The sequence below is a fragment of the Agrobacterium sp. FDAARGOS_525 genome, assembly GCF_003938925.1.
Classification (GTDB): domain Bacteria; phylum Pseudomonadota; class Alphaproteobacteria; order Rhizobiales; family Rhizobiaceae; genus Agrobacterium; species Agrobacterium pusense.
Map to the genome: position 1 here is coordinate 175734 of NZ_RKIU01000002.1, position 21472 is coordinate 197205.

Here is a 21472-nt window from a genome sequence, read left to right on the forward strand (position 1 = left end):
AAGGGAGGACATCGCCTGCGCTTTTTAGATCCCATACGAGGCGTCCAGGCAACGATACCCGACCAGATCCTCCTCCTGGCTCCTTCTCATTGCAGACTGCCGCGTCGATTGTTGATGAACGGCGTCCCAAAACTCCTTTCGACGAAACCAATACGCAACACTCCTAGATCGACCGACCTGCTGATTGTGGAGATCGGCCAGGTCGATATCATTACCTTGGAATGAATGTACGGCCGCCTGCCAAACCCGATGGATATCGATTAAATTTTTGTCGCAGTTTTGAAGTCTTTAGCAGGCGCTTCTCTCCCATATCCACGTCGGCAAGCGGTAATTTGAGATGCACTTTATCCATTTGGGTCGCCCACGCTCTACCGTGCTTCCGGAAACCGCGGAAGATGGGTTGCGGCTGTAACGGCCGAAACCGAAAGGTAAATCAATCCCGCGACTAGCGGGCTGCGCAAGTGGTCGAACAATCTTTTGTGGCGCGATAGTCTCGCGCTGCCGAGCGCGTTGCATAGATATCGTTCGCCAGTTTCAGCTCGACAACCTTCGCGCAAACGCTGTCTCAAACGTGGCGCAGGTACAACCTTCAATTCATGGCCGAGCTCGCAGGAGGTCTCGTTAATGTATCTCCTGTCTTAGATGCTCATACGCACATTGCCGCGTTCGCAAGAGGTAGCGCCGATCAAGATATGGATGACGCGGCCATGGGGTTTTGTAGCGATCCCGTTTCCAAGCCTTCTGACATCGCTCTTTCGCCCAGCAGAAGAAATGTGTGATGCGTTCCGGCCCTCTCAACTGTTCCCGCCAGGATTTTGCAACGGCACCATCGGCGATGAAAACCGTTGGCCGCCTATGCCTCGTGGTTCGGCAGTGCAATAGACTGCCAGCGCCGCACCAAGACCAAACGAGACCCAAGGGTTCCCGCCAGACCTATCCTGCGCTTCGAGCCTCTCGCCGACTAACGTTGAGGAGCGCCATCACCATAGGCCCGATCGAGAACTCCCCGCGCTCGGCTCGCCGCGTCAGGTCTCTGAGGTATCCTCCCGGAGAATTGATCATATTCGCCTTCTCGAGGATGCAGGCCGCCGCCACCGCAGCGTTTTCAGGCCCCAGAACCTCACAGGCCTCCTGATACGCGGAAGCACTGATACCCAGCATTGAGCGCACGACGACAGCAGCGGACATAAAATCTCGCCAGTGCACAATTTCTCCGTTCTTGCCGTAATCCGCAATCTGCGGGCATGCCTTCATCACCAATCCCAATGGGAACACCTTCGGCGGCTCACTCCGTCTTCCACTAACGGCACTCGGCTTTGCTCCCAGCTCTTTTCTGGAGCGTGGTTCAAGTTCATTTAGGGGTTCGGGTTTTGAATTCTGTATGTGCTGCTCAATATGGGCAGCATTGGTGCTATTATTTATGACTTTATCGTGCATTGCCAGTCGGTTGAGTACTTCTTCCTTCAGTACTCCCATCTCATCGAGCATGGCCGTCGCCTGGCTGAGATCCGGGGAGCGTGGGATACGGGCAATGAGCCCCACATACGTGTCCTCAACAGCTTGCCAATCTCCGTCAGCCCCCTCTTCCATAGCCGCTGTGATTAGCTTCCTGACGTCCCGCCGGCAAACGGTCAGCGCCTCCCTGACTTTCTTGAGGGCCGCGCGGTCGGCCAATATCTGTTGGGCCATCATTGCGAATTCTTCAGCACGAGCGAGCAGGGGAGACAGGTCGAAACCGAACGCGTGATCGACTGTGCCGGATGTATTTTTCCGCGCATAACGCTTGCCGTTAGCGCTGTCCCTTCGGACGATCAGTCCCGCATCGACCAGAACCGCGATATGCCGCCGAAGCGTCGAACCAGGCATGCTGTGCGCTCGCAGTGACAGTTGGATGTTTGATGGGAAAACAATGAGTTGCGCATCCGGACGAAGCTCGTTTTCGGGATAGAAGCTCAGAAGCGCGTCTAGGACCGCGAGGCTGTTTGACTGGATCCCTAACAACTCGATAGCCACCGAGGCGTCGCGGAACACTTTCCACTTGTCTACGCTCTTGCCCGCCCTGATTTCCCCGGCAGTTAGTTGCCGCCGTACGAGGGCAAGAGATATCGGACGCCGTCCGAACGGCGTTGAAACATTTCCTGTCTGCATCGTTTTCTACCTGTCAACAGGCAAAAGAAATTTGTTCGCCAAAATGGCGCCGAAAACTCTTGACGATGATTCTCGAAAATGCGAATCTGAACTTGCTAACGAACAGAATAGGGCTTCCGAGACGGCGACGTTTTGGGGGCTCTTTTCTTTTGCGGGTTAAGCTTCCTTCTCTTTGTCCTTGCTGGCCTGATGCTCCTCATAGAGCGCGGCCAGTCGTTCGAGTACGAAGGTCGCGAAGTCTGGCGTGGCCTTCTTGTCGATAGTTATTTCAAGTTTGGTCCTGCCGTTCTTGAGTTGGGCCAAGCGCCCCCCAGTTGATGTCGACAGCACTACCGGAACTCCCCGCTCAAGACGGGCGGGTTTGAGATAAGCGATAATCTTTTTAAACCGCTCCTCCGATGGGAGAGTGTTCAGTGATCGAGCCAGATCGTGAACTTTTGCAGGTTCGGGAAACTTTTCAAGAAGCTCCGCCAATTGCTGCCAATTGCCCCGTCCGATTCCGGGCGCCGGGCCAATTGCGTCGACCAGTTCGGGCGGGAGAGCATCCACAAGGGCCATCATACGGGAGATGTCTGCTCTATCGATTGACATCGACGCGACGATAATCTCCCGTGTGAATCGGTCCTTTAGATTGGCCGCGAACCGCGCTTTCTCAATATAGGTGAGATCCGCACGCTCATTGTTTTCTTGACCCTGCGCGATCACCAGTTGTTCGTCGGTCAGTTCACGGACAATGGCTTTCGCCTTGATCCCAAGCTCTTTGAGCGCACGGAGGCGTCGATGTCCGAACGCAACTTGATACTTGTCTGGAAATTCGGGATGCAGACGAACGAGAATAGGGACCTGCTGTCCTTGTTCAGCGATCGATGCCTTCAAACCTTCTATGTCGCCGTCCATGCGGTCCTGAACAAACGACGGTTCTACAATGCCGGCGTCAATCTCGATTACCGCCTGGCCTTCCATCAGGCTCTTTTCTATCTCATCGGCTCGGCGGCTGCGGTCGTTCAGATCTCCGACCGACCGCTTGATAGCTGACATCGGTTTCGTAGACCCCTGAAGAGGCCTGGCATGTGGAGGCGGTGCCGGCGTTACGACAGGTGTTGGCAGGTCGGAGAACAGATTCTTTCGGCTCATGTTCTACCCCACGTCTTTTTGATGAGTCCTTCAATCTCATGATTGACACTGTTCATCGCTTCGAGCGCGCGATCATAGGTGACGCGGTTAAACTGACTTCTGTCGACCTCAAAAAGGGTCTGGTTGGTCAGGCCCGCGTCTGAGACCGCGGTACTCTTCACCATGGAATTAACCATTACGTTTGCTCCGAACAAGGATCGCAGGAACGCCACCATCTGGTGCTGAGGCCCGTCGGTGGGTTCAAAACGCGTGACGAGATAACGCATCCAGTTTTGTTTATCGTCGGCTCCCGCTTCTCCAATTGTGTCCATCAAGTCACTGGTCATCGCCAAAAACTGGTTCATGGACATGACGTCTAGCATTTGTGGGTGGACTGTAATTAGAACTGACGTCGCTGCGGTCAGTGCAGAAAGCGTCAAATAACCAAGCTGGGGAGGGCAGTCGATGACTACGACGTCATAAGCATCGGCGATCTCATCTAGCGCGTCCGACACGCGGGCAAAGAAAAGCTTGTCGCCGGGCACTCGGTTTGCCAGAGCCATAGGGGTTGCATGTTCGAATTCCATAAGTTCAAGATTACCGGGGATCAAATGAAGGTCTGGAATATAGGTTGCTCTGACAATATCCTGGATCGGCCGTCGCTCATCATCATATCGGATAGCGCCGTAGATCGTGTCGTTCGGACCGACATCCGTTTCTGGCTGGCTTCCAAACAACGCCGATAAGCTCGCTTGAGGATCAAGATCGACAGCAAGGACGCGATATCCTCGAAGCGCCAGATATTGGGCAAGATGGGCTGATGTCGTTGTCTTTCCCGAGCCGCCCTTAAAGTTCATGACAGCAATGATCTGAAGTTCCTCACCCTCACGGCGATGGGGCAAGTATCTCCCGGCCGGCCGACTGCCCGCATCCATGTACTGGCGTATTTTCGCAATGTCCTCGACAGAATATACGCGACGGTTGCCTGGACCAGAAGCCACTTTGAAGTTCAGGCTATCATCTTTCTCCATCTCGCTAACAATGGTGCGAAGATACCCTTCCGCGCAATCGAAAAGCTTCTCAGCCTCTGCCGGCGAGAAGTTTCGAATCGTCTTGCGTGCGTGGGGCGGAAACATCTTAGTTTGGTAAGCTTGAAGTTGCGCCGACAGCGCAGCCGAATGGGTTCGGACAAGATCCCGAAAACCCGAAAACTCCTCGATAGGTGCCAAATCCAAATTCACCATTGCCGCACTTTCTTACCCAAGATACGGAGTTTTGCCAGCGCACGGCTAAACTCCGCAAACAGATAAGACGCGATTTCCGGTTTCCGCAAGCGCTTTATAGTTAATGAGATATTAACGCTGGGCCATTCATGTCGCGAATGAAGCCGGAATTTCGCCTCAAACTCCCAGAAACCGGCAGATGTTGGCCTTTTTCATTCAATAATAACGGTTCCCAAAAAAAGAGTCGATAAACACGGTTCGATCATCATTTTCGTCCGAGTTGCTGCACGTATTAATGAATCACTGCCCATTTGGCTGAAGTGAGTCGGCGCAAATAGCGGCCGATACCGGTTGTTGTGCCGGTTCTTCAACTGCAAGCAGGCGGAGATTCCGCAGTCCGACGCAAGTCGTCTCTTACAAAGATACTGATGGTGTCACTATCCAACTCACGCAGCTATCAGCGGGAGTTTCGGCGGGGCAAGCGAATTCGCCTTGTGCCGCTGGTGGCATACGGCTTGCGCTTCAGTCTGATCCCTTTGAGTGAAATTACGAACAAAGATACCGCACAGATCAGCAACAAGTACCCGCCTACATGCTGATAAGCGAATACGCCTAATATGCCTCCAACAAGGAAAGCTCCTATCGTCCAAATGTGTAACGTGAGCCGTGTACGGTTTTCAACAGCGTACGTGTCTGGCTCTCGTCCCCGAAGAATGTCCAGCGCAATACCAAGTTCAATGCCTACGTCGGTCGCCATCCCGGAGACATGGGTGGTCCGCACGCGAGCATCGGAAATTCGGGTGACGGTGGCGTTCTGCAATCCCATTAAAAAGGCCAGCCCAAGTGTTAAAAGGGGAGGGCGCCACATTGCAAGGAACCAGATGTCCGCTATCCCGAGCACAGCGAGCAGGATGGCTTCCAAGAGGATGCTATAGGCATAGATGGCCGCGATGCCGCGGCGCCGTCCTGAGTTGATAAGGAGGGACGAAATCGCGGCACCGAGGATGAAGATTATGATCACGGTGAAGAAAAAAACTGCCTGTCCCCAATGCGCGGTCGCAAGATGGTCGGACAGAGATGAAACGTTGCCGGTCATGTTGGCGGAAAAGAACCCAACGGCATAGAAGGCTGCGGCATTCAACGCGCCGGCTATCATCGCCAATGAGCAGGCGAGGTTGAGGTTGATGCGCTCGTTACGGGCGGCGCCCTGGCTGATCAGCATTCCTACGATCCGAAGTGTTCACAAGGTCGGGTAGGCCGAACCCTATGCGTTGCGTACGTCATAGTCCGGCGGCCTTAGTTAGATTGACCCTGAACCTGTCTCGACGTCGCTGATACCGCCTGGTCATCTCGGCCGAGGCGTGCCCCAGTTGCTTTTGGACATAACGCTCATCGACTTCGGCAGAAGAGGCGAGGCCGGCCCGCAATGAGTGCCCTGAGAACTTCAACCAACGCTCGATCTCGGCCAGGTCGCCTCGAATACCCGCGGCCATCGCTGTGCGCTTGACTAGGCGGGCGATTTCTTTGTCGTTCAAGCGATCCGATCCAACGGCCTTTCCTTGTCCGGTAACCCGCCGGAAGAGGGGGCCATGGGCGAGCTTGGCGTATTTGATCCAAGTTTGGAGCGCGAGGACGGGGCAGGTGTTGTCGGACGAGCCTCTACCGATCTCCACTTCACGCCAACCCGTCTTGCCCCGAAGCGTCACCAGCATGCCTTTGTCGAGGATCTCGATCCAACCGCGACCGTCTTCGGTCTGATCTGCCTTGAGATCGAGGCAAACGATCTCGGACCGTCGAAGTCCGCCGGCATAGCCGATCAGCAGCATCGCCCGGTCGCGCATGCCACGCAACGTGCCGCGATCGATCGTTTCCAGCATGGCGATGATGTCGGTTGCCATGACCGCTTCCTTCTGGACCGGCGGGCGGGCATGGCTGTTGCGAATGCCGGCCATGACAGTTGCAATATGCCGGTCCTTACGATCGAGGCTCAGGCCGCGTTGCGCGTAATTCCAGGATATCGATGAGAGGCGTCGTTCAATCGTAGAAACGGAATTTGGCTTGGCTCCACGCTCCACGGATCCCGAGGCGCAGGCGGTGATGTAGAGACCAACGGTTTGAGGATGCGGGGGGAGGGGGGAAAGATTGGAGCGTCGGCACCAGGCAGAGAAATGTTTCCAGTCTGATGCGTAAGCTTTGCGGGTGTTGACGGAACTGGCCGCCTCGACGTAGCCGCGCGCCCGATCGGTGAGATCCTGAAGGTGGCCCGGCAAGCCGAACCCCGGCTGCGGGGCAGGGGACGGGGCTACCTCCGCCAGATCCTCATCAGCAATGATCTTTCCCTCACTATTCATGCCGCTTCGATATCCGTCTGCTTAAAATCTTCCCCGATGAAGAGAAGGGCGTCGTCGGCCCGCTTTGCCAGCGCGTAGGAAAAGCAGTCCGCAAAATTCAGTCCGGCGCGATGTCTGCCCATGCCATAGGTGAGCCACGCTTGGGTGGCGAGATCGACCAACTCGGCATCGACCGGAATGATTTCCGCCGCGATCTTGGAAAGCCACAAGTCGATTTCGGCCAATGCATGCTCGCCACGACGGCTGACCATCACCATGCGAGCTTCGAACACGCATGTCGCCGGTACCAATCGGATCGGGTCGGCGACGATGGCTCTCTCAAGTCGTTCCGCCTGTGGCTCGTTGCGCAGGATCGTGACGATCGCCGATGTATCGATGACCATCAGTTCGGGATTCCGTGCTCATCGAACCCGACGATGTCCTCGTCGCTGCGCTTTTCCAACTCTGGAAGCTGTGCTCCTCTTTCTGATAGCGCGAAGTTCATAAAGCATGCGGTCCTTCGGGACGTCGGCATGCCCGAGTCGGTGAAGGCGCTCGGTCAGGGCCTGGTGGATTGCCGCCGTTTTGCTGATACCCTGGCGCCGAGCGAGCTCGTCGACGAGCGCTACAGTGGCTGGATTTTTGATGTTCAGCGACACCACAACCTCCAAAAATCTACCTTTTCGTCATTATCTACCAAAACTTAAGACGCGCGTCAACAATGTCCGATAATGCAAGATTATCGGACATTTTACATTTCTGACATGTTGTGCGGTTTGTATCGATATTGATAGCCTAAACCGCACATTTGATCTATACTGCGAAGCATGAACTCGATCACCAAAGTGCAAATTCCAACAGTGACATGGTCGGCGAACATGCCGGGCTGGACGTTGGCATATGGCCGTGACATCGACGAAATTGATGCCGCCTTCGCCGCCGGTATCGGATTGCTTCGATGATTTGATCCGCGCCGATCCTCCTTGGCTCGGCTGCTGGCGCGACCGCCTAGCCCTGAAATCAGCCGCCGTCGCGGCCCGCATGCTCGATCGGAATGAAGAAGAGAATGCGCTGCGCGACGCCGTTTTGCTGACTCCCGCGAATGGAGATCCGGGACCGGCCGGAAAGCTGTTTTGGCCACACGAAGGTGGCGTCGCCTTAACGGCCTGTTTGCACCAACGTGATATCGGGCTTTGATGACCGAGACCTCGCTTGCCCACTTCAGACGTCACCGCTTTCCTGCTCAGATCATCGCCCATGCCGTATGGCTCTATTTTCGGTTCCCGCTGAGCCTGCGCGACGTCGAGGATCTGTTGGCGGAGCGCGGCATCAGCGTCTCATTCCAGACCGTCTCGGAATGGGCGGCGAAGTTCGGTTTGAGATTTGCTCATCAGCTCCGGCGGCGGGCTTGTCGCAAATTTTCGAGAAGGTCAAAGCCACCCCGTTATCGGCCGCATTTTTATGCTTTGTTAACCTTTTGAAGTCCGAAGAGGTGCGCAAGCAGATCGTTCTGAACGTTGACGGTCCAGCCGCCAGAGAAGCCGAAGCCCTTCCTGAGCCAGAGCATGGCTTCGAAGCCGGCGATTGTGCGGCGCGCCGTTTTGAAAGATTGGAAGCCGCCGATCTTTGGCATGTTCTTCTTCACACGGAAGTGGTCGCTCTCGATGCCTTGCTGCAGATGCTTGGTGACATAGTGCACAGGATCGGGATGCAGCAGTCCGTTGTCAACCGATGTCTTGATCGCGGATGGGAACGTATTGGCACCATCCGTGCCGATCTTTTCCGGCGAGAGCAAGGGCTCATCCTTGAGCATTTTGCGGAAGAAGCGCTTTGCGGCATCAAGATCGCGCCTTGCAGTCAACAGAAAATCGACCGGATTTCCGTTCTTGTCGATCGCCCGGTACAGATAACGCCATTTGCCACGGATATTGACGTAAGTCTCGTCGGTCCGAATTGAGCCGCAATGAGGCCGACGAAACTGACGGAGCCGCTTCTCGATCAGCGGCGCATAGGCGAGAACCCAGCGGTTGATGTACTATGGTCGACCTCGAAGCCGCGCTCGCGGAACATCTCCTCGAGATCTCTGTAGCTGAGCGGGTACCGCAGATACCATGTCACCGCCTGAACGATGAGCCATGCCTCGAAATGTCGCCCTTTGAAATCATCCTTCGACTGGCGCTTCAACTTTTCGGCAATGGCGTTCAGAATCATGGCTACGCTCCGCTACACGAGGAGCGGAATTTCCCCCGTCGTGGTCAACAGCGAGTTAACCAAGAAAATTTGCGACAAGCCCTTCGATGGACTGACCGAGCGCTTTGGCCTCGGAAAGACAATCTCGGATCATCTGCTGCAATTTGCCAGCCGTCTGCTGCCGGAGCACTTGCCCAAAAGGCTGGTCGACTATCGGGACAGCTATCCGCATCACCTGATGATCCGAGCCGGAGACGCCTGCATTGCAGAGACGCGCAACTATCTCGCCTCGATTTTTCCCAGTGCCACCGGCAGCTTCATCGAATGCAACGAGATCGAAGGCAAGGCGGCTTTCCTCAATCGCTTTACCGTGGGCAGCGCCGTGGTGCGTTACCGGGCAGTTCATCGGCGCACCGTAGAAGACATCGTTGCCCTTGACGTTGCCCTGCCACGCGACACGCTCGATTGGTTCGAGACCCTGCCGAGGGCGATTTCGGACAAGATGATGCTGAAGATCTATGTCGGCCATTTCCTGTGCCACGTGATGCATCAGGAATATCTGGTGAAGAAAGGCGTCGATTGCGCGGCGCTGGAGCACGAGCTTTGCGCACTGCTTGACGCACGCAACGCAGAATACCCGGCCGAGCACAATGTCGGCCACCTCTACGAGGCGAAGCCAGCGCTGCGAGAGTTCTACCGTACCCTCGATCCCACCAACACGTTCAATCCCGGAATCGGCAAAACGTCCAAATGCCGTCACTGGCATGAACCGCCTTGACGAGATTTGAACCTCTGTCACCCGGCATAAGCGGTAATTATTTCCGCCTACGCGCAATCCCCCTCCGCCGCCTTGAAGGGATCCGAACCAGCGACCCTGTTCTTGGTCAGGAAGAGGTCTGGGACGCCAATGGTTCTCTAACACAAGTCCTTCACAGGGTTGCCGTAATGAGGCTCTGACCGCTCCTGAATATTTCCAGCACGTCAGACCCCGTAGCCGACAAATCTTTCCGCCACACAACAGCCTCCAATCAATAGAAGTGATCAATTATGGCCAATGAGACTATTCATGTAGCTGAGGATGTTCTGGAGCAATACGTGATTGCAGCCTTCCGACGGGTGGGCACCAGCGAACCGTCCCTTCAAGCGGCGACGCGCGCCATGATGCACGCCTCGCGTGTCGGTGTTGACAGCCATGGCGTGCGGCTAACCCAGCACTACTGCCAGATGTTGAAGGGAGGCCGGCTCAACAAAAAGCCGCAGTTGACGATCGAGCAGAAGGGCCCCTCCTCCGCCATGGTTGATGGGGATGATGGCCTTGGCCATTACGCAGCTTACCGTGCAATTGAACTTGCCTGCGACCTGGCGCGAGAAACGGGCATGGCCGGCGTCGGCGTACGTCGCTCTTCCCACCTGGGGGCCGCGGGCGCCTACGCGCTGGCCGGCGCAGAGCAAGGCTTCATCAGCTTTGCAACGACCAATACCGACTCAATGGTTCCGCTCTTCGGGGGAGCCACGGCCTTCCATGGTACAAACCCGCTGGCCTTTGCTGCACCGCTCGCGGGACAGAAGCCATGGCTTTTGGACATGGCAACATCATCTATTCCAATGAACCGGGTTCTTCTCTATCGCTCGCTCGGCAAGGAGCTTCCTGGCGGCGTCGCCGCCGACAGGTCCGGCGTGCCGACGACCAATGCGCATGAGGCGGAAATGGTGTTGCCGCTGGGGGGGGGGCTGATTATAGCTATAAGGGCGCTGCGCTTGCGGGCGTAGCAACACTTCTTTCGGCCATTCTTATGGGGACAACGCTCGATCCGGATTTTATCCCCATGGTGGGCGCCAAAGACATCAGCACACCGCGTAATATGGGGCACTTCGTCTTCGCGATTAACCCAGATCACTTCGCTGGCCGCGCTGGGTTTGACGCGGGCATGACCCATTACATCGACAGCCTGCGCAGTGCACCAGCGCGTGAAGGACAAGAGGTGATGGCGCCAGGGGATCGGGAATGGCGCGAGGCTGAGCGCCGTAAGGTCGAAGGCATTCCAGTGGACCCCGACACTGCGGATTTCCTGAAGATTTGAGCATCTAAGCTGGGAAGTCGATGTGTAGGGAACCGGAAAGGTGGCGTCGCCTTAACCTGACGTAGGACGCAATCATTTCTTTGTCCTGAATTTCAGGCTTGGATCGGCAACGCGATCTCACGCCAGGTGGCGCTGGCGAGGGCGCGGAGTTGGCGATGATCAGCGGCATTCAGGTGTTTTCGATGAAGTTGGAAAAGATTGGCAATTTGGCCGTGGGTTGAGACGAAACGCGATCGTCATCCGGCCGACCGCACAGCAGTTCTGATTTCGACGAGGAGGCGGGGCCGCGTGTGCTCCGCCTCATGGGGAACCTACCGGCCCGCTCGTCCGTTACGTTGCCGAATAATGTCTGTCCGTTCCACTTGAGGAGTCATTTATGCCCAAACTTGCCCTGTATGTACCACTGAAGGCCAAGCCCGGAAAAGAGCGCGATGTCGCCAATTTCCTGACCTCGGCATTGCCGCTCGTTCAAGCTGAGGCGGGCACTCTGACCTGGTATGCGATCGAGGAAGGTCCCGGTGCGTACGCGATCTTCGATACGTTCGACACAGAGGAGGATCGGCAGGCCCATCTTGACGGCAAGGTTGCCGCCGCACTGATGGACAAGGCAGAAGAACTGTTTTCTGAACCGCCGCAGATTCACAAGTTCACCCTGCTGGCCGCGAAATAGCGGAGCGGTCGGCACTCTAAGCTGCCGTTTGACTGCAGGGTAAGGCTCGTGTTTCCATCCGGAATGGATGGCCCGGCCGAATAGGGAATTGAATAAATGAATACGACAGGTCATCCGCGATAGTGGATGGCCTTGTCTTTTGCGCTTATCACACGTCTGAATTTACTTATAAGGCGCCGTTGATGTGTCGCGACGTAACGGCACCATTGGTTCGCGGGAGATTCTTGAGCACATCAATTTGGCGCGTTATTCGGCCGTTCTGGCCCAGTCATTCAGAAAACCGCCGTGAATCGATCCCAGGATGGCTTGACGGGAAGGAACCTCTCAGGTCGCAGAACGTTCAGGAAACTGAGATCACTTGGAAGGGTGCGATGTCCCCAGCCGTTGCGATGGAACGGATCATCACCAAGCTCTCGATTTGATGACGCATTGGGAAGAGCTCCGAAAGGAAAATATCCATGAAAGCTGTCGTGTACAATGGGCCCAAAGATGTTTCTGTCAATACCATCGACGATCCCAAGATCGAGAAACCGACTGATGTGATCATTCGGGTGACCACCACCAACATTTGCGGGTCTGATCTTCACATGTACGAGGGCCGGACCAGCTTCGAGAAGGGCAGGGTCTTTGGTCACGAAAACCTTGGCGAAGTCATCGAGGTCGGCGCTGCCGTAGATCGTATCAAGAAGGGCGATCGCGTGTGCATGCCGTTCAACGTCGGTTGCGGTTTCTGCGAAAATTGCGAACGCGGTTTGACAGGTTTTTGCCTCACGACCAACCCTGGAACCGCCGGGGCAGCGTATGGCTTTGCCGAGATGGGTCCGTGGCAAGGTGGTCAGGCCGAGTTGATGCGCGTTCCTTATGCGGACTTCAATTGTCTGAAGCTGCCTGAGGACGCCAAAGAGAAGGAGGACGACTATGTCATGCTCTCCGACATCTTCCCGACAGGTTGGCATGGCGTCGAACTGTCCGGTTTCCTGCCCGGCGAAAGCATCGCGATCTACGGCGCCGGTCCGGTGGGTTTGATGGCCGCGCACTCAGCTCAAATCCGCGGTGCCGCTCAGATCTTCGTGGTCGATTCTCACGATGACCGCCTGAAACTGGCCGAGGCGATGGGCGCTATTCCGATCGACATGCGCAAGGGCGATCCCGCCCAGCAGATCCTTGACGCGACCGGCGGTCTCGGGACCGACCGGGGGGTCGAGGCGGTAGGTTATCAGTGCTGCGATCGCCACGGCAAGGAGCGCAGCAATTACACGATGAACTGCCTCGTTAAAAGCACAAAGGCCACCGGCGGAATCGGCGTTGTCGGCGTGTTCGTTGCGGAAGACCCGAACGCGCCCGACGATCTCCAGAAGGAAGGCAAGATGGCGTTCGACTTCGGCAACTTCTGGTTCAAGGGCCAGAAGATCGGCACCGGACAATGTAATGTAAAGCATTATAACCGGCGGCTGATGAACCTTATCGAGCATGGCCGGGCCAATCCTGCCCAAATCATCTCGCACCGACTGTCGCTCGATCAGGCGCCAGACGCCTACAAGCATTTCGACGAGCGCGATGCTGGTTGGACGAAGGTCGTGCTCAAGCCGGGCACCTGACCTTAGTCTTCGACGGAATAGGAGATAAATTATGACTTTGGAAGGCAAATCAGTTGCCATTCTGATCGCACCCCGCGGGACGGAAGAACCAGAATTCTCGAAGCCCAAGCAAGCTGTCGAGGACGCTGGTGGCAAAGTGACCGTGGTCAGTTTTGAACCGGGCAAGGCTCGCACAGTCAATAGCGATCTTGACGAGGGCGGCAGCTATACTATCGACAAGACGTTTTCCGAGGTCAAAGCCGACGATTTCGACGGACTTGTTGTGCCCGGAGGGACTGTCGGTGCCGACAAGCTGCGCGGCAGCGTGGAGGCAATTGGTTTCATCCGGGCTTTCTTCGATCAGAAAAAACCTGTTGCGGCTATATGCCATGCACCCTGGACATTGATCGAGGCGGGGGTGCTTAAAGGTCGCACCTTGACGTCCTACCCGACGCTGAAGGTCGATATCGAGAACGCCGGCGGTGCATGGACCAATGAGGAAGTCGTGGTCGACAACGGCCTTGTTACCAGCCGCGATCCCAATGATTTGCCCGCCTTCTGTGCCAAACTCGTTGAGGAAATCGCAGAAGGTGTGGGCGCAGCGCTCGCAGCAGGGAATAAAGACGGGGCGTTTCGACGAACCATGTGAGGGCCCTCTCCCTGGAGAAGGTCCGCACAAAGCAAGCGTGGCTGATGGCCAGCGATTGGCCGTCCGCCACGCCGCGTATCACACGAACACGGCGCACCTGACGGGCACCCAAACCTTAAGCCGCGTCAACCGCGGTGACATCGCCGGATCCCGCTTCGAGATTCGACCCATTCCAACGTTGGTTGAGATGCACCTGATCGAACGTGCGTTCGGCCAGATTCACGACCTACAGCGCCGCCTTGAGATAGCGGGCGGTGAGACTGCCTTCCGCTGGCCAGCGATTGGCCGTCCGCCACGCCGCGTATCACACGAACACGGCGCACCTGACGGGCACCCAAACCTTAAGCCGCGTCAACCGCGGTGACATCGCCGGATCCCGCTTCGAGATTCGACCCATTCCAACGTTGGTTGAGATGCACCTGATCGAACGTGCGTTCGGCCAGATTCACGACCTACAGCGCCGCCTTGAGATAGCGGGCGGTGAGACTGCCTTCCGCTTCCGCAACGACGCCAGGGACGCCGCTGGCAACGATACGGCCGCCATCTTCCCCGGCCCCCGGTCCCAGATCGATGATCCAATCCGCCTGTGCGATGGCGCGCATATCATGTTCGACGACTACGACCGTATTGCCGACGTCGACGAGGCCCTGCAGGTGTTGCATCAGCCGGTCCGCATCGGAGGGGTGAAGCCCCGAAGTTGGCTCGTCGAGGATGTAGATAGTGTTGGCGCGTTGAGCGCGTTGCAGTTCAGTCGCTAGCTTGATGCGCTGCGCCTCGCCGCCCGACAACTCGGTCGCCGGCTGTCCGAGCCTCAGATAGCCGAGACCGATCTCCCGCAGCACATCGAGGGAGCGCATCACAGATGCCTCGCCAGCGAAGAAGTCGCACGCATCGTCGACCGTCAGTTCGAGCACCTGGGCGATATTGCGCCCGTTCCATTCGACTTCGAGTGTTTCCGGGTTGTAGCGAGAGCCATGACAGGTCGAGCACGGCGCAAAAACGCTCGGCAGGAACAGCAGCTCCACCATGACGTATCCTTCGCCCTCGCACACCGGGCAGCGACCTTGCGCGACGTTGAACGAGAACCTGCCCGGGCTGTAGTGTCGCCGGCGGGCGAGCGGCGTATCAGCAAAGATCCTTCGCACATGGTCGAACATGCCGCTGTAGGTGGATAGATTCGAGCGCGGCGTGCGGCCGATCGGTTTCTGATCGACCCGCACCAGTCTGCGAACATGCTCCATGCCTGCGACAATGCGTCCTTCAGTATTTTTCTGAGCAACATCGAGCAGCGGATCGATATCCTCATCCTCGGCCATGGGGGAGCCGCCGAGGTGTTCCGTGACAAGCTCAGGCAGGGCCTGACTGACAAGACTGGATTTGCCCGATCCCGAAACGCCGGTGACAGCGGTAAAGCACCCGATGGGAAATTCGACGTCGAGCTCGTGGAGATTGTTACGTCTGACCCCTTCCAGGCGAAGCCATGCCTTGGGATCGCGGGGTGCGCGCTCACTGCGGAGCGGCTCTGCGAACAGGTAGCGGCGGGTGATCGAAGTCTCGACGTCGGCAAGCCCCTCTATCGGGCCGCTGTAGAGGACTTCACCGCCCTTTTCCCCGGCTCCTGGTCCAACATCGACGAGCCATTCGGCGTGGCGGATTACGTCGAGATCATGTTCGACGACAAACAGAGAGTTGCCCGCCGCCTTAAGACGCTCAAGGATAGTGAGCAAGGCCTCGCCATCCGCCGGGTGCAATCCCGCCGAAGGCTCGTCAAGCACATAGACCACGCCGAAAAGCTGTGACGACAATTGGGTGGCAAGGCGCAAGCGCTGCAGCTCTCCCGAGGAGAGTGTCGGGGTGCTGCGGTCGAGCGAAATGTAGCCAAGGCCAAGATCGATCAGCGGCTCGAGCCGCTCGATCAATTCGCAGGCAAGGCGTTGGGCGGCGACCCGCTTTTCGTCGGAGAGATTGGGCGTGCGGCGCACGTCGGCCGCGCTCTTGTGCGCAGAGCCGCCCGCGGCAACCCGTTCTTCGACCGCTGCATCGCGGGCCGCTTTTTCCAGAACATGGCCCGTTGAGGCGGCCGAGGCCGCCCCGTATTCGCCATGCGCCACGGGCGTGAGCAAGTCCTTCAGCTTGAGCACCGTCAGGTCGCCGAACTCAGCAATGTCGAGGCCGGCGAATTTGACCGATAGGGCTTCGCGCTTCAGGCGCTTGCCGTCGCAGGTCGGGCAAGGGCGGCCGATGATATATTGCGAGACGCGCTTCTTCATCAACGCGCTTTTAGTGTTGGCGAAGGTTTCCAGCACATAGCGACGCGCGCCGGTGAAAGTGCCCTGATAGCTCGGCTCCATCCGGCGTTTGAGGGCAACGCGCGTCTGCTCAGGGCTCAGCCCCGCATAGACCGGCACCGTCGGCGTTTCGTCGGTGAAGAGAATCCAGTCGCGATCCTTCTTTGGCAGATCGCGCCATGGCGTATCGACGTCATAACCAAGCGACACAAGAATATCGCGCAGGTTTTGGCCGTGCCACGCCGGAGGCCATGCGGCGATTGCCCGCTCGCGAATGGTGAGTGTATCGTCGGGTACCATCGTCGCCTCAGTCGCGTCATAGACGCGCCCGATTCCGTGGCATGTCGGGCAGGCCCCGGTCACGGTGTTGGGCGAGAAATCCTCCGCATAGAGCATGGGTTGATTGCGGGGATATTCGCCGACGCGCGAATAGAGCATCCGCACCAGGCTGGAGAGCGTCGTCACGCTGCCGACCGAGGATCGCGCGTTGGCCGAGCCGCGCTGCTGCTGCAACGCCACCGCAGGCGGCAAACCGTCGATCGCGTCGACCTCCGGCACGCCGGCCTGATCGATCAGGCGGCGCGCATAGGGGGCGACCGATTCCAGGTAGCGCCGTTGCGCCTCCGCATAGAGGGTTCCAAATGCAAGTGACGACTTGCCCGATCCCGATATTCCGGTGAACACCACGAAGGCATCGCGGGGAATATCGACATCGATATTCTTGAGGTTGTTCTGTCGCGCTCCACGAACCTGCACGCAAGCGGGCGGCCCCGTATGCCCATGATCGGTGGCCGGCGTCGTCGCGTGAATATCCTTGCTCTTCAATTCAGTCTTCCTGCCCTATACGCCCGTGCGGCCCGTGGTTCATCACAGTCGGGTAACAGATGAATGCATTTCCGACTCAATACATCCAACGGCCAGGCTGGCCCGATGTTCGGCACCTTTGAAATATTTTTCCAGCATTAAACAAAGGTTACGACAAAACCATTTTTCCCGTTGGGTCCCGCGACGAGGCCACACACACTCCGCTGGTAAGCGCCTGGGCCAGGCGGCCCTGGTCCGTGCCGCTATCGGCATGTAACGATCGCACTTCGGCGCTTGTTACCGCACCGCGACGCGTTGCCCATTTGCCAGAGCGCGCTTCATCATGGCCGGGGTCGGGCCATGATGACGGCCGAGTTGTCGATCCGAGCGCCTCGCGCCGCTTCGGATCGGCGGGTCAGTAGGGAATGACCGTGCGGATCGACTTGCCTTCGTGCATCAGTGCGAAGGCCTCGTTGATCTCCTCCAAACCCATCGTGTGGGTTACGAATGGGGCCAGATCGATATCGCCTCTCATCGCGTCCTCGACCATGCCGGGGAGCTGTGTCCGTCCCTTGACGCCACCGAAAGCGGACCCCTTCCATACGCGGCCCGTGACGAGCTGGAACGGCCGGGTGGAGATTTCCTCGCCCGCGCCGGCAACGCCAATCACGATCGACTGACCCCAGCCACGGTGCGCTGATTCAAGAGCGGCGCGCATGACGTGGACGTTGCCGATGCACTCGAAGGTATGATCGATGCCCCAGCCCGACATCTCGATCAGCACTTGCTGGATGGGCTTGTCATGGTCCTTAGGGTTGATGCACTCGGTCGCACCGAACTGGCGTGCCAGCTCGAACTTGGACGGATTGGTGTCGATGGCGATGATGCGACCCGCCTTCGCCTGGCGCGCACCCTGAATCGCCGCGAGGCCGATGCCGCCGAGGCCGAACACGGCGACCGAGTCTCCGGGCTGGACCTTGGCGGTATTGTGGACTGCACCGATGCCGGTCGTGACGCCGCAGCCGAGCAGGCAAACATGTTCGGGGTTTGCCTCGGGATTGATCTTGGCGAGCGAGACTTCGGCGACGACAGTGTATTCACTGAAGGTTGAACAGCCCATGTAATGATGGAGGGGCTGACCATTGTACGAAAAGCGGGTGGTCCCATCGGGCATCAAGCCCTTGCCCTGCGTTTCGCGGACAGCGACGCACAGGTTGGTCTTGCCCGACAGGCAGAAGTCGCACTTGCCGCACTCGGCGGTGTAGAGCGGAATCACGTGATCGCCCGGCCCGACGCTGGAATGGGCCGACGACTACAACAATTTCCGGCCACTCATCGCTCGGATACCAGACCCCGGCGGACTATGCAGGGATCATCGCCGCAACCGGCACAAACGCTACGCAGTGTGGAAGATTCACGTTTCCGCCGGTTGCTCCCACCACGCCCTTTGGCGTATCAAAAACAGCCGAGGCTCTAATCGCAGCCGGATGAAACTTCAGTGGCAGGTCACATGCTGTAATTTTTGGTATATGGGCGGGGCCAAAATAAAAGCCTCCCTCTCTCAAAGGGAATTCTCGCGGGGTGGTTAAGGCCGTATTGCGAAGGCGGGTTAGCCCGGACCAGAGCGAAAGCGTACTGCTTATGGTTTCTGTGAGGTGGAATTCCTTAGAGAGGAAAAGTATTCCTGTGAGAAACGTCGGCGCCGCTGACACCGTGGTGATGAACGTAGGGGAGGTCGGCGATGGCGTCTAGGATTTTCAGAACTGCGTTGGACTGACAGTAATAGTAGCGAGTCTGGGCCTGCTGGCGCCATTCAACCAGCTTGGCGTCACGCATCTTCTTCAAGTGTTGGGAAAGAGCTGACTGACTAAGATTTACGTGTTGGGCAAGGCTGTTAACGTCCCATTCCCTTTGCGTCAAAAGCCTGAGAACATGGATGCGTGAAGAATTAGACATGATGGAAAGCAGGCGTGCGGAAGCTTCCACCTGAAGTTTTAAATTATTTTCCACCACAACCATATTGACTATCCGTTTTGCATTGGGAGGACAATTTCGAATCAGTCGCTTCGCATATACTAATCGGATCTCATATCGCTAGCACGTTTGGTGTGGGGCATTGTTACACCACTCAGCTTCCGACGGCGACGACGGAGCAGACAAGTGGAAAACAGCCCTTTGAATCTCGCTATTCCCTGCTATGCGTCCGCTGATGCAGCGAACACGTCGTCATCGAGTATCTCGATCCATTGGCGTCTTTCCACCGTCTGATCCCGGACGAGACCGAGACCATCAATTTAGGAGCGGCGCAGACCTCCAGCTAGACCTTGGAGCTTATGCGTTTCCGACGATGACCAATTCAAGCGAACTGATCTTCCATGCGGAACCACCAAAACACGACTTCGTCTAAGCCGCTGATCGTTGGTTCTTCTCGCCGCCGATTTGCGGAGCTGCACCGTTCGCTCTATTTTGGTAGATCGTCTTCTTGCCGTATCCCCTTGCCTCTGGGCCGAGTTTGGACGCTTCAGAGCCGGGCTCGCGAATCCACTTGCGCCGGTTGAGCTTGAAGCGTTTCACCAGGGTTTCCAGCTCGCTTGCGGCGGCAGAGACGGATTCGGCAATGGCACCCATGCTGCTGACCATGCCAGCGTTTTGCTGCGTCATTTGGTCCAGCGAGTTCACCGCGGCATTGATTTCGTTCAGACTGGTCGATTGTTCTCGCGCGCCGACGGAAATGCTTTCGATGTTAGCATTGATCGACTTCACATACTCTTCAATATGTTTCAGGGCTTGACCTGTTTCACCAACGAGCCGAACACCTTCCCTTACCTCAGCCGAAGAATTGGCAATAAGACCGGAAATCTGTTTCGCAGCACTGGCCGAGCGTTGTGCGAGCTCGCGGACTTCCTGTGCGACAACGGCGAAGCCTCTACCCGCTTCGCCGGCACGCGCCGCCTCAACGCCTGCGTTGAGTGCGAGGAGGTTTGTCTGAAAGGCAATTTCGTCAATCACGCTGATGATGCTGGTGATCTCCTTTGAAGCGGATTCGATGCGTCCGATGGCATCGACGGTAGCCGTGACAACTTGAACAGAGTTTGCTGCGACCGTGTTGGCTTCGGTAACCAGTCTATGGGCTTCGGCAGTCCGTTCGGCCGACTGCCGCACTGTGACCGTGATCTGTTCCAGAGCGGCGGATGTTTCTTCAAGAGCCGCCGCCTGCTGTTCTGAACGATGAGCAATTCCGTTGGCGCTGGAACTCATGTCCCCGCTTTTTTCCGTTAACATTGACGTTTGGCTGAGGACCTCTTCCAGCGTTCCCTGGAACTTCGCTAGCGACTCATTGAAATCGTGTCTGAGGTGCTCAAACTCATCGACAAACGGCTCGTCAATCGTGATGCGTATATTGTTATCCGAGAGACGTTCAAGGCCTGCTCCGATCTGCTGCAGTGCGGTCACTCGGCCCGAGACATCGGTGGCGAATTTGACAACCTTGAAGACTTTGCCTTCGTCGTCCATGATCGGATTGTAGGTTGCCTGAATATAGACGGAACTTCCGTCCTTCCTCAAGCGCTTGAATTCGTCGTTGAAGAACTCGCCTCTCGCGAGGCGTGGCCAGAAGTCGGCATACTCCTTTGATGCAAGATAATCCGCCTCACAGAAAATCTGGTGGTGCTTGCCGACAATCTCGTCAAGGGAATAGCCAAGTGTGTCGAGGAAGTTCTTGTTGGCCGTCAGAATCTTGCCATCAGGTGTAAATTCGATCACGGCCTGGGCACGGGAGAGGGCATCCAGCTTGCCCTTGCTTTCCAGGCTCTCGCGTTTGATGTCTGTGATGTCGGTTGCGATCTTCACGACCTTGATGACCTTGCCGCCACGGATAACGGGATTATAGGAAGCTTCCAGCCAAATTTCCCGACCATTCTTGCCGATCCTCTTATATTGGCCGCGGTCGAACTCACCGGAACTAAGACGTTTCCAGAATGCTGTGTATTCTGCAGACTGGGCATCATCCGGCTTGACAAACATCCGATGGCTTTTGCCGATAATCTCGTCACGACTATAACCGACCGCCTTGCAGAAGTTCTCATTGGCGTCGAGGATCGTGCCGTCGGTTTTGAACGAGATAATGGCTTGTGATCGTTCGAAAGCCTGCATGACAGAATAGAGACTGCCGGCCAGGATGGTGTTCAGGTTCACGAAAGCCTCCGCCTTGAAAGAATTAGGCCTTCACTATCTAACGAACTGATTAATTTATCATTATCCATCGCGCTAATGTGGCCCCGCGGGCCGAGTTCGGCATCCTATTAAAAAACGCTGTGACAAACGAGCTCAAAGCAAAGACCGCCGCGCGCTTTTAACCGAAAAACAATGGATTTGAGTAAAATCGAAAATAGTTTCCACC

The 21472-nt window shown here is 56.9% G+C and carries 15 protein-coding genes and 6 pseudogenes; 8 read left to right on the forward strand and 13 right to left on the reverse strand.

Going from position 1 to position 21472, the window contains the following annotated elements; genetic code table 11:
* Positions 1 to 933: 933 nt before the first annotated feature.
* From repC to EGT36_RS01065, 7 genes are all read right to left on the reverse strand, one after another.
* A complete protein-coding gene (gene repC / locus EGT36_RS01035; RefSeq protein WP_011982934.1) occupies positions 934 to 2148 on the reverse strand; it encodes a plasmid replication protein RepC in 1215 nt (404 codons plus the stop codon).
* Positions 2149 to 2304: 156 nt separating this feature from the next.
* Positions 2305 to 3282 carry a plasmid partitioning protein RepB gene (gene repB, locus EGT36_RS01040; protein WP_011983024.1) on the reverse strand — a complete coding sequence of 326 codons (978 nt, stop codon included), beginning with the start codon at positions 3280 to 3282 and terminating at the stop codon, positions 2305 to 2307.
* Positions 3279 to 4505, reverse strand: coding sequence for a plasmid partitioning protein RepA (repA, locus tag EGT36_RS01045; RefSeq protein WP_036589493.1), 1227 nt, complete (start codon positions 4503 to 4505; stop codon positions 3279 to 3281). The genes repB and repA overlap by 4 nt, the downstream gene beginning before the upstream one ends.
* 436 nt (positions 4506 to 4941) lie before the next feature.
* A complete protein-coding gene (locus EGT36_RS01050) occupies positions 4942 to 5706 on the reverse strand; it encodes a YoaK family protein (RefSeq protein WP_011983022.1) in 765 nt (254 codons plus the stop codon).
* A 58-nt stretch (positions 5707 to 5764) separates the two neighbouring features.
* Positions 5765 to 6835, reverse strand: a complete 1071-nt coding sequence (locus EGT36_RS01055; RefSeq protein ID WP_011983021.1) for a site-specific integrase — start codon at positions 6833 to 6835, stop codon at positions 5765 to 5767.
* Positions 6832 to 7218 carry a type II toxin-antitoxin system VapC family toxin gene (locus EGT36_RS01060; RefSeq protein ID WP_011983020.1) on the reverse strand — a complete coding sequence of 129 codons (387 nt, stop codon included), beginning with the start codon at positions 7216 to 7218 and terminating at the stop codon, positions 6832 to 6834. The genes EGT36_RS01055 and EGT36_RS01060 overlap by 4 nt, the downstream gene beginning before the upstream one ends.
* A gap of 18 nt (positions 7219 to 7236) precedes the next feature.
* Positions 7237 to 7476: a type II toxin-antitoxin system VapB family antitoxin gene (locus EGT36_RS01065; protein WP_353505572.1), complete on the reverse strand. Its 240-nt coding sequence runs from the start codon at positions 7474 to 7476 to the stop codon at positions 7237 to 7239.
* A 238-nt stretch (positions 7477 to 7714) separates the two neighbouring features.
* Here EGT36_RS01065 and EGT36_RS01070 point away from each other — a divergent pair, with 238 nt between their 5' ends.
* Complete coding sequence (locus EGT36_RS01070; RefSeq protein WP_341769842.1) at positions 7715 to 8011, forward strand: DUF1403 family protein; 297 nt, start codon at positions 7715 to 7717, stop codon at positions 8009 to 8011.
* Positions 8011 to 8238: pseudogene (locus EGT36_RS01075) on the forward strand (IS6 family transposase); the annotation flags it as partial. The gene EGT36_RS01070 and the pseudogene EGT36_RS01075, both read left to right, overlap by 1 nt.
* A 35-nt stretch (positions 8239 to 8273) precedes the next feature.
* Here EGT36_RS01075 and EGT36_RS01080 read toward each other — a convergent pair.
* Positions 8274 to 9025: pseudogene (locus EGT36_RS01080) on the reverse strand (IS6 family transposase).
* On the opposite strand from EGT36_RS01080, the gene EGT36_RS01085 reads away from it, so the two are divergent.
* Positions 9024 to 9782 carry a hypothetical protein gene (locus tag EGT36_RS01085; protein ID WP_279795909.1) on the forward strand — a complete coding sequence of 253 codons (759 nt, stop codon included), beginning with the start codon at positions 9024 to 9026 and terminating at the stop codon, positions 9780 to 9782. The pseudogene EGT36_RS01080 and the gene EGT36_RS01085 sit on opposite strands and share 2 nt — an antisense overlap.
* Positions 9783 to 10051: 269 nt before the next feature.
* Positions 10052 to 11085: pseudogene (locus EGT36_RS01090) on the forward strand (Ldh family oxidoreductase).
* A gap of 92 nt (positions 11086 to 11177) precedes the next feature.
* Here EGT36_RS01090 and EGT36_RS01095 read toward each other — a convergent pair.
* Positions 11178 to 11315 (reverse strand): annotated as a pseudogene (locus tag EGT36_RS01095) (IS6 family transposase); the annotation flags it as partial.
* A gap of 146 nt (positions 11316 to 11461) precedes the next feature.
* On the opposite strand from EGT36_RS01095, the gene EGT36_RS01100 reads away from it, so the two are divergent.
* The 3 genes from EGT36_RS01100 to EGT36_RS01110 all read left to right on the forward strand — a co-directional run bounded on the left by EGT36_RS01100 (position 11462) and on the right by EGT36_RS01110 (position 13981).
* Positions 11462 to 11755: a putative quinol monooxygenase gene (locus EGT36_RS01100; protein ID WP_037093999.1), complete on the forward strand. Its 294-nt coding sequence runs from the start codon at positions 11462 to 11464 to the stop codon at positions 11753 to 11755.
* 458 nt (positions 11756 to 12213) lie between these two features.
* Positions 12214 to 13353: a glutathione-independent formaldehyde dehydrogenase gene (locus EGT36_RS01105; protein WP_113731543.1), complete on the forward strand. Its 1140-nt coding sequence runs from the start codon at positions 12214 to 12216 to the stop codon at positions 13351 to 13353.
* A 31-nt stretch (positions 13354 to 13384) separates the two neighbouring features.
* Positions 13385 to 13981: a type 1 glutamine amidotransferase domain-containing protein gene (locus tag EGT36_RS01110; protein WP_113731544.1), complete on the forward strand. Its 597-nt coding sequence runs from the start codon at positions 13385 to 13387 to the stop codon at positions 13979 to 13981.
* A gap of 452 nt (positions 13982 to 14433) precedes the next feature.
* Here EGT36_RS01110 and EGT36_RS01115 read toward each other — a convergent pair whose 3' ends face one another.
* Positions 14434 to 17094, reverse strand: coding sequence for an excinuclease ABC subunit UvrA (locus EGT36_RS01115; RefSeq protein ID WP_502697439.1), 2661 nt, complete (start codon positions 17092 to 17094; stop codon positions 14434 to 14436).
* Positions 17095 to 17488: 394 nt separating this feature from the next.
* Positions 17489 to 18373 (reverse strand): annotated as a pseudogene (locus tag EGT36_RS01120) (S-(hydroxymethyl)glutathione dehydrogenase/class III alcohol dehydrogenase); the annotation flags it as partial.
* Between EGT36_RS01120 and EGT36_RS01125 the strand changes: the two are divergent.
* Positions 18372 to 18564: pseudogene (locus EGT36_RS01125) on the forward strand (integrase core domain-containing protein); the annotation flags it as partial. The pseudogenes EGT36_RS01120 and EGT36_RS01125 sit on opposite strands and share 2 nt — an antisense overlap.
* A 174-nt stretch (positions 18565 to 18738) precedes the next feature.
* Here EGT36_RS01125 and EGT36_RS01130 read toward each other — a convergent pair.
* Together EGT36_RS01130 and EGT36_RS01135 are read right to left on the reverse strand one after the other, a co-directional pair.
* Complete coding sequence (locus EGT36_RS01130) at positions 18739 to 19092, reverse strand: ArsR/SmtB family transcription factor (RefSeq protein WP_107327907.1); 354 nt, start codon at positions 19090 to 19092, stop codon at positions 18739 to 18741.
* 384 nt (positions 19093 to 19476) lie between these two features.
* Positions 19477 to 21225: a methyl-accepting chemotaxis protein gene (locus EGT36_RS01135; RefSeq protein ID WP_113732193.1), complete on the reverse strand. Its 1749-nt coding sequence runs from the start codon at positions 21223 to 21225 to the stop codon at positions 19477 to 19479.
* Positions 21226 to 21472 lie beyond the last annotated feature (247 nt).

Coding starts and splice junctions, on each gene's coding strand:
- EGT36_RS01070 (WP_341769842.1), top strand. CDS start 7,715: ATGGCCGTGACATCGACGAAATTGATGCCGCCTTCGCCGCCGGTATCG.
- EGT36_RS01050 (WP_011983022.1), bottom strand. CDS start 5,706: ATGCTGATCAGCCAGGGCGCCGCCCGTAACGAGCGCATCAACCTCAAC.
- repC (WP_011982934.1), bottom strand. CDS start 2,148: ATGCAGACAGGAAATGTTTCAACGCCGTTCGGACGGCGTCCGATATCT.
- repB (WP_011983024.1), bottom strand. CDS start 3,282: ATGAGCCGAAAGAATCTGTTCTCCGACCTGCCAACACCTGTCGTAACG.
- EGT36_RS01100 (WP_037093999.1), top strand. CDS start 11,462: ATGCCCAAACTTGCCCTGTATGTACCACTGAAGGCCAAGCCCGGAAAA.
- EGT36_RS01055 (WP_011983021.1), bottom strand. CDS start 6,835: ATGAATAGTGAGGGAAAGATCATTGCTGATGAGGATCTGGCGGAGGTA.
- EGT36_RS01105 (WP_113731543.1), top strand. CDS start 12,214: ATGAAAGCTGTCGTGTACAATGGGCCCAAAGATGTTTCTGTCAATACC.
- EGT36_RS01110 (WP_113731544.1), top strand. CDS start 13,385: ATGACTTTGGAAGGCAAATCAGTTGCCATTCTGATCGCACCCCGCGGG.
- EGT36_RS01135 (WP_113732193.1), bottom strand. CDS start 21,225: ATGCAGGCTTTCGAACGATCACAAGCCATTATCTCGTTCAAAACCGAC.
- repA (WP_036589493.1), bottom strand. CDS start 4,505: ATGGTGAATTTGGATTTGGCACCTATCGAGGAGTTTTCGGGTTTTCGG.
- EGT36_RS01060 (WP_011983020.1), bottom strand. CDS start 7,218: ATGGTCATCGATACATCGGCGATCGTCACGATCCTGCGCAACGAGCCA.
- EGT36_RS01085 (WP_279795909.1), top strand. CDS start 9,024: ATGGCTACGCTCCGCTACACGAGGAGCGGAATTTCCCCCGTCGTGGTC.
- EGT36_RS01130 (WP_107327907.1), bottom strand. CDS start 19,092: ATGGTTGTGGTGGAAAATAATTTAAAACTTCAGGTGGAAGCTTCCGCA.